Annotated in this window: 7 protein-coding genes; 6 read left to right on the top strand and 1 reads right to left on the bottom strand. The window is 63.5% G+C overall.

All coding sequences use genetic code 11. The features are described 5' to 3' along the window. Nucleotides 1-435, top strand: a 435-nt coding sequence (locus EOA33_RS18950; protein WP_245482372.1) for a GMC family oxidoreductase, incomplete at its 5' end; no start/stop codon positions are given. A gap of 64 nt (nt 436-499) precedes the next feature. On the opposite strand, the gene EOA33_RS18955 is transcribed toward EOA33_RS18950, so the two are convergent. Continuing rightward, entirely contained in the window at nt 500-895 is a 396-nt protein-coding gene (locus EOA33_RS18955) for a hypothetical protein (RefSeq protein WP_126054764.1), read from the bottom strand. 304 nt (nt 896-1,199) lie between these two features. Between EOA33_RS18955 and urtA the strand changes: the two genes are divergently transcribed. The 5 genes from urtA to urtE form a co-directional block, all read left to right on the top strand. Continuing rightward, the gene (urtA, locus tag EOA33_RS18960; RefSeq protein ID WP_126054763.1) at nt 1,200-2,507 is read left to right on the top strand and encodes an urea ABC transporter substrate-binding protein; all 1,308 of its coding nucleotides are present in this window, start codon (nt 1,200-1,202) and stop codon (nt 2,505-2,507) included. Nucleotides 2,508-2,627: 120 nt separating this feature from the next. Continuing rightward, nucleotides 2,628-4,241: an urea ABC transporter permease subunit UrtB gene (urtB, locus tag EOA33_RS18965; protein WP_127406273.1), complete on the top strand. Its 1,614-nt coding sequence runs from the start codon at nt 2,628-2,630 to the stop codon at nt 4,239-4,241. Continuing rightward, nucleotides 4,238-5,461 (top strand): urea ABC transporter permease subunit UrtC, encoded by a 1,224-nt coding sequence (urtC, locus tag EOA33_RS18970; protein ID WP_127406274.1) that lies wholly within the window; start codon nt 4,238-4,240, stop codon nt 5,459-5,461. The genes urtB and urtC overlap by 4 nt, the downstream gene beginning before the upstream one ends. A 4-nt stretch (nt 5,462-5,465) precedes the next feature. Next, nucleotides 5,466-6,212: an urea ABC transporter ATP-binding protein UrtD gene (gene urtD / locus EOA33_RS18975; protein ID WP_126054760.1), complete on the top strand. Its 747-nt coding sequence runs from the start codon at nt 5,466-5,468 to the stop codon at nt 6,210-6,212. A 70-nt stretch (nt 6,213-6,282) separates the two neighbouring features. Then, nucleotides 6,283-6,891, top strand: a 609-nt coding sequence (gene urtE, locus EOA33_RS18980) for an urea ABC transporter ATP-binding subunit UrtE (protein ID WP_127406275.1), incomplete at its 3' end; no start/stop codon positions are given.

Genomic DNA, 6,891 nt, shown 5'->3' on the forward strand with positions numbered 1-6,891 from the left:
ATGGCGGGCCTGTGGATCGTCGGCGAGGACATGCCGCGGCCGGAAAACCGCATCACGCTGCACAAGGACGAAAAGGACGAGCACGGCATGCCGATCGCCGACGTCCATTTCGACGATCACGCCAACGACACGGCGATGCGCGATCATGCCTACAAGCAGGGTCAGGCGCTGTACGCGGCGGTTGGCGCGACGCGGACCTTCCCGACACCGCCCTATCCCTCGACCCACAATCTCGGCACCAACCGGATGAGCGAGAAGGCGGCCGACGGCGTCGTCAATAAGCATGGCCAGGCGCACGACATCAAGAACCTGTTCGTGTCCGACGGCAGCCAGTTCACCACCGGCGGCGCCGAGAACCCGACGCTGACCATCGTCTCGCTCGCCATCCGTCAGGCCGATTACATCGCCGGACAGATGTCGGCGAAGAGCATCTGAACACGCCCTCCCGGCAGCCTGCGCGGAGCTTTCCCGGCTCCGCGCTTTTTTGCGAAAGGGTAGATTATCCCCTGGTGCAGGTTGAGGCGGTGAAAGCTCCGTCGGGCTGCTTCATGATGATATCGAAGGACGGGCTGTCAGGCCCGTCCAGCGTCGCCTGAGTCATGGAGACGGAGTTGCCGCCGCTGGTGTAACCGCCCAGTGGACCCAGCCAGTTGATCTCGCCATTGGCATTCATCTGATAGTTGTAGCCTTGCGGCGCGGTGCCGAAAGTGACCGGGCCGCTATAGACATTGCCCTTGATGGTGATGTCGCCGAGGTTGAGGAAGGCGCCGAGCAGGTAGACCTCGCAATGGTAGATCCCGTCGGGCATCTTGCCGTCGGTGAAGTCGGCGCGGGCTGCTCCGGTTGCGGCAAGCAATAGCAAGATGCTGAAAATGCTGGAGATACGGGAGGTCATGGCATCGCTCGGTTCGAAGCTGACCTTGCCCTATTTCCCCGCTGCACCGCAACCTGCCGCGTGCCGCAATTCGACGCGCCAGGCTCAAAAAGTGGGCATGGATCCCATTTGGGCAAAATATAGGCAGCATTGCGCGATTTTGCCTCATTTGAACGATCCGGACTTCGTTACATGTTGGGCAGCTAATATTGTAACTCGCTGATAAGGCTCGGATATCCGGCTGTCTTGCCCGCTTTTCCTGGATTGGCATGGTGGTTGCATAGCTCTGTTGCGACGCAAAACAACCAGAATGGGAGTGTGCAATATGAGGGGTAACTTCTCGACAATAACAAAAATGTTTTCGGCTGGCGTGCTCGCCGCCGGTCTTCTGACGGCGCCTGCAAAGGCGGCCGACGACACGATCAAGGTCGGCATCCTCCATTCGCTGTCGGGGACCATGGCGATTTCGGAGACGACGCTGAAGGACGTCATGCTGATGCTGATTGAGGAGCAGAACGCCAAGGGCGGCCTGCTCGGCAAGAAGCTCGAGGCCGTCGTCGTCGATCCGGCGTCCAACTGGCCGCTGTTCGCCGAAAAGGCGCGCGAGCTGATCTCCAAGGACAAGGTCGCGGCCGTGTTCGGCTGCTGGACCTCGGTGTCGCGCAAGTCGGTGCTGCCGGTGTTCTCGGAACTCGACAACATCCTGTTCTATCCGGTCCAGTATGAGGGCGAGGAGAGCGAGCGCAACGTCTTCTACACCGGTGCCGCTCCAAACCAGCAGGCCATCCCGGCCGTCGACTACCTGATGAGCGAGGACGGCGGCTCGGTGAAGCGCTGGGTGCTTGAAGGCACCGACTACGTCTATCCGCGCACCACCAACAAAATCCTCGAAGCTTATCTGAAGGCGAAGGGCGTGCCGGCCGAGGACATCATGGTCAACTACACGCCGTTCGGCTTCTCCGACTGGCAGACCGAGGTCTCGGCGATCAAGAAGTTCGGCTCGGCCGGCAAGAAGACGGCCGTCGTCTCGACCGTCAACGGCGACGCCAACGTGCCCTTCTACAAGGAGCTCGGCAACCAGGGCATCAAGGCCGAGGACATCCCGGTCATGGCCTTCTCGGTCGGCGAGGAAGAGCTGGCCGGCCTCGACACCGGTCCGCTGGTAGGCCATCTCGCCGCCTGGAACTATTTCGAGAGCGTCGACACGCCCGAGAACAAGAAGTTCATCGACGACTGGCACAAGTTCATCAAGAACGACAAGCGCACCACCAACGACCCGATGGAAGCCCACTATATCGGCTTCAATATGTGGGTGAAGGCGGTCGAGAAGGCCGGCACCACCGATCCGGACAAGGTCATCGACGCTATGGTCGGCGTCTCGGTGCCGAACCTGACCGGCGGCTATTCGACCATGATGCCGAACCATCACATCACCAAGCCGGTGCTGATCGGCGAGATCCAGGCCGACGGCCAGTTCGAGACCGTCTCGCAGACGCCGGGCCTGGTGATGGGCGACGAATGGTCCGACTTCCTGCCTGACTCCAAGGACCTGATCTCGGATTGGCGCGCGCCTCTGTCCTGCGGCAACTTCAACGTTGCCACTGGCAAGTGCGGCGGCAAGGGAACCAACTGATCCTCCCGGGTCTGATCGGTCGTGGTTCTCTCCACGGCCAGGACCGCGAAGCGTCCGGGCGAACTCCTCCTCCAGTCCGCCCGGACGCGCAATTCCAGCCCCAGACGAGTATCTGAACGGATGATCCTGTTGCGCGCTCTCGGCCTCACGCTGTTGTTTCTGATGGCAAGTTTGTTGCCGTCGAACGCCGAAGCCGACCTGCGCGCCATCATCGCCAAATTCGCCACCGGCACCAGCTTCTCGGCCACCGAGGCCGTGGTGCGCGAGCTTGCCGCCACCGGCGACCCTGCGGTCGAGCTGCCGCTTTCGGCGCTCGCCGACGGCAATCTCTACATCCGCAAGGCCGACTCCCAGGTCTTCGTCGGCAAGGACGCCGGCGACGGCATCGACCTGCTCGATCCTCTGAGCGGCGAGAAATCAGCAACTGCCGCCAAGGCCGACCTCACCAAGATCAAGGTCAACAACAGCTTGCGCCGCGTCATCCGCGACGCGCTCGGCACGCTGACGCTGCGCGCCAAGGACCCGGCCGTGCGGATTGCAGCCGCCGCGACCATGTTCAAGACGCCGGACGCGGCGAACATCGAACCGCTCGATGCCGCCATCACCGCCGAGACGGAACCGGCCGTCATGGCGCTGTTCGATCAGGCCCGCGCGGCATCGGTTCTGGTTTCGGACAAGCCCGAGGCCGACAAGCTTGCCGCGATCTCGGTGATTGCCGCGCGCGGCGACCGCGACGCGCTATCGCTGCTCACCTCGGTCGAGGCGAGTTCCGGAGGCGCGGTCAAGGACGCGGCCTCATCCGCGATCGGCGCCATCAATTCAACGCTGGCGCTGTGGGATGCAGGCCAGAACATCTGGTACGGCATTTCTCTAGGTTCGGTGCTGCTGCTCGCGGCCATCGGCCTTGCCATCACCTTCGGCGTCATGGGCATCATCAACATGGCACATGGCGAGATGGTCATGCTCGGCGCCTACACCACCTTCGTCGTCCAGCAGGTGATCCGCACGTCCTTTCCGGAACTGTTCGACTGGTCGCTGGTCATCGCGCTGCCGCTCGCTTTCCTGGTCGCAGCGCTCGTCGGCCTCGCCATCGAGCGCGGCGTCATCCGCCTCCTCTATGGCCGGCCGCTGGAAACGCTTCTGGCCACCTGGGGCATCTCGCTGATTTTGCAGCAGGCCGTGCGCACCATCTTCGGGCCGACCAACCAGGAGGTCGGCAATCCATCCTGGATGTCGGGCTCGTTCGACGTCGGCCAACTGGCCATCACCTGGAACAGGCTGTGGATCCTGGTCTTCGCGCTCCTGGTGTTTGGCGTGCTGCTCTACGTCATGAAGCATACATCCTGGGGCCTGCGCATGCGCGCCGTCACCGCCAACCGCCGCATGGCCGCTTCCATGGGCATCAGGACGCCCTGGGTCGACGCGCTGACCTTCGCGCTCGGCTCCGGCATTGCCGGCATCGCCGGTGTCGCGCTCAGCCAGATCGACAACGTCTCGCCCAATCTCGGACGCGGCTACATCATCGACAGCTTCATGGTCGTCGTCTTCGGCGGTGTCGGCAATCTGTGGGGTACGCTGGTCGGCGGCTTCTCGCTCGGCATCGTCAACAAGTTCCTCGAACCCTATGCCGGCGCCGTGCTCGGCAAGATCGTAGTGCTGGTGCTGATCATCCTGTTCATCCAGAAGCGTCCGCGCGGCCTGTTCGCGCTGAAGGGCCGGGCGGTGGAAGCATGATCACGCAACGCTTCTTCGGCGCCGATCGCCGCATCGCCAGCACCGTTCTCATCCTGTTCGCGGCGGCGATCATCGTGCCGCTGCTCAATCTCGCGGTGTCGCCGTCGAGCGCGTTCTACATTCCGCCTTACATCGTAGCGCTGGTTGGCAAATATCTCTGCTATGCGCTGCTCGCGCTCGCGCTCGACCTCGTCTGGGGCTATTGCGGCATCCTCTCGCTCGGTCACGGCGCCTTCTTCGCGCTCGGCGGCTATGCGATGGGCATGTACCTGATGCGCCAGATCGGCTCGCGCGGCGTCTACGGCAATCCTATCCTGCCGGACTTCATGGTGTTCCTGAACTACAAGGAACTGCCGTGGTTCTGGTACGGTTTCGACCATTTCTGGTTCGCAGCAACGATGGTGCTGGCCGTGCCAGGCCTGCTCGCCTTCGTCTTCGGCTGGTTCGCCTTCCGCAGCCGCGTCACCGGCGTCTATCTGTCGATCATCACCCAGGCGATGACCTATGCGCTGCTGCTCGCCTTCTTCCGCAACGACATGGGTTTCGGCGGCAACAACGGCCTGACCGACTTCAAGGACATTCTCGGATTCAACGTGCAGGCCGACGCAATGCGCTCGGCGCTGTTCGCAGCCAGTGCCGTGACCCTGGCGCTTGCCGTTCTCCTGACCTCGGCGATCGTGCGCTCGAAGTACGGCAAGCTCCTGATGGCGGTGCGCGACGCCGAAAGCCGCACCCGCTTCCTTGGCTGGCGCGCCGAGAACGTCAAGCTGTTCGCCTTCACCGTTTCGGCGATCTTGGCCGGCATCGCCGGCGCGCTTTACGTGCCGCAAGTCGGCATCATCAATCCCGGCGAGTTCGAGCCGTCCAACTCGATCGAGGTGGTGATCTGGGCGGCCGTCGGGGGGCGTGGCACCATTGTCGGCCCGATCGTCGGCGCACTGCTCGTCAATGCTGGAAAATCCTGGTTCACCGGCGTGCTGCCGGAATTCTGGCTGTTCGCGCTGGGCGGCCTGTTCGTGGCCGTAACCTTGTTGCTGCCCAGGGGCATCGTCGGCATGTGGGACAGCTGGCGCAGCAAGGCCAGGGCGTTGCGCACAGCCTCGCTCGCGGCGGATTCCGGCAGCGATCCGCAAGAGCCGCAGCCGAAGATCGTGCGCTCGGCGGCGAGGACGCCCGGTGCCTGGTCCGCCGCCAACCCTGAACCGCAGCCGGCGGAGTAGAGCGATGTCGAAGTCGAACACAATCCTCTATCTCGATGGCGTCTCGGTCTCCTTCGACGGTTTCCGCGCCATCAACAATCTGTCGCTGGTGCTCGACAAGGGCGAGATGCGGGCGATCATCGGCCCCAACGGCGCCGGCAAGACGACGATGATGGACATTGTCACCGGCAAGACGCGGCCGGACGAAGGCGAGGTCTTTTTCGACGGTCAGGTCGATCTCACCCGGCACGACGAGGCCGAGATCGCCATGATGGGCATCGGCCGGAAATTCCAGAAGCCCACCGTCTTCGAAAGCCACACGATCGAGGAGAATCTGATGCTGGCCCTCAAAGGGCCGCGCTCGATCTTCCCGGCGCTGTTCCATCGCCGCTCTGCAGCGGAAGCGCGGCGCATCGATGACATACTCGGCATCATCCGTCTCGGCGATAAGCGCGCGGAGCTGGCCGCCAGCCTCAGCCATGGCCAGAAGCAATGGCTGGAGATCGGCATGCTGCTCGCGCAGGACCCGAAGCTGCTGCTGGTCGACGAGCCGGTCGCGGGCATGACCGATGCCGAGACGGAGGAGACGGCGCGCCTGCTCAAGGATATCGCGCGAGATCATTCAGTCATCGTCGTCGAGCACGACATGCATTTCGTGCGCGAGCTCGGCGTCAAGGTCACCTGCCTGCACGAAGGCTCGGTGCTGTCCGAGGGTTCGCTCGATTTTGTCTCGGCCGACGAGCGTGTCGTCGAAGTCTATTTGGGGCGTTGAGCATGATCTGGCGGGTCTCGTTCCACCGTTTCGACCTTTCCTTCCTCAGGCGCTGGAGAAGGCGCTGACCATGCTCGAAGTTTCCAACGCCACGCTGCATTACGGTGCCGCCCAGGCGCTGCGCGGTGTTTCGCTGAAGGCCGGCGCCGGCAAGATCACCTGCGTGCTCGGCCGCAACGGCGTCGGCAAGACCAGTTTGATGAGATCGATCGTCGGCCACCACCGGCTGACGAGCGGAAGCGTTGCCTTCGAGGGGAAGGCGCTCGACCGGAGCGCGGCGTATGACCGCGCCCGGTCGGGCATCGCATTCGTGCCGCAGGGCAGGGAGGTCTTCCCGCTGCTGACGGTACGCGAGAATCTGGAGACCGGCTTCGCGCCGCTGAAACGGGCCGACCGCAACATCCCGGCGCATGTCTTCGAGCTGTTCCCGGTGCTGAAGCAGATGCTCGGCCGTCGCGGCGGCGATCTCTCCGGCGGCCAGCAGCAGCAGCTCGCCATCGGCCGGGCGCTGGTGACGCGGCCGAAGCTGCTCGTGCTCGACGAGCCGACCGAAGGCATCCAGCCCTCGATCATCAAGGACATCGGCCGCGCCATCCGCTACCTGCGCGACCAGGCCGGCATTGCCGTGCTTCTCGTTGAGCAGTATCTCGACTTCTGCCGCGAGCTTGCCGACGAGGTC

Source organism: Mesorhizobium sp. M4A.F.Ca.ET.050.02.1.1 (assembly GCF_003997725.1).
Classification (GTDB): domain Bacteria; phylum Pseudomonadota; class Alphaproteobacteria; order Rhizobiales; family Rhizobiaceae; genus Mesorhizobium.

What these genes read in the sequence shown, in the direction of transcription:
- urtD (WP_126054760.1), top strand. Translation starts at nt 5,466, where the DNA reads ATGTCGAAGTCGAACACAATCCTCTATCTCGATGGCGTCTCGGTCTCC.
- urtB (WP_127406273.1), top strand. Translation starts at nt 2,628, where the DNA reads ATGATCCTGTTGCGCGCTCTCGGCCTCACGCTGTTGTTTCTGATGGCA.
- urtC (WP_127406274.1), top strand. Translation starts at nt 4,238, where the DNA reads ATGATCACGCAACGCTTCTTCGGCGCCGATCGCCGCATCGCCAGCACC.
- urtA (WP_126054763.1), top strand. Translation starts at nt 1,200, where the DNA reads ATGAGGGGTAACTTCTCGACAATAACAAAAATGTTTTCGGCTGGCGTG.
- EOA33_RS18955 (WP_126054764.1), bottom strand. Translation starts at nt 895, where the DNA reads ATGACCTCCCGTATCTCCAGCATTTTCAGCATCTTGCTATTGCTTGCC.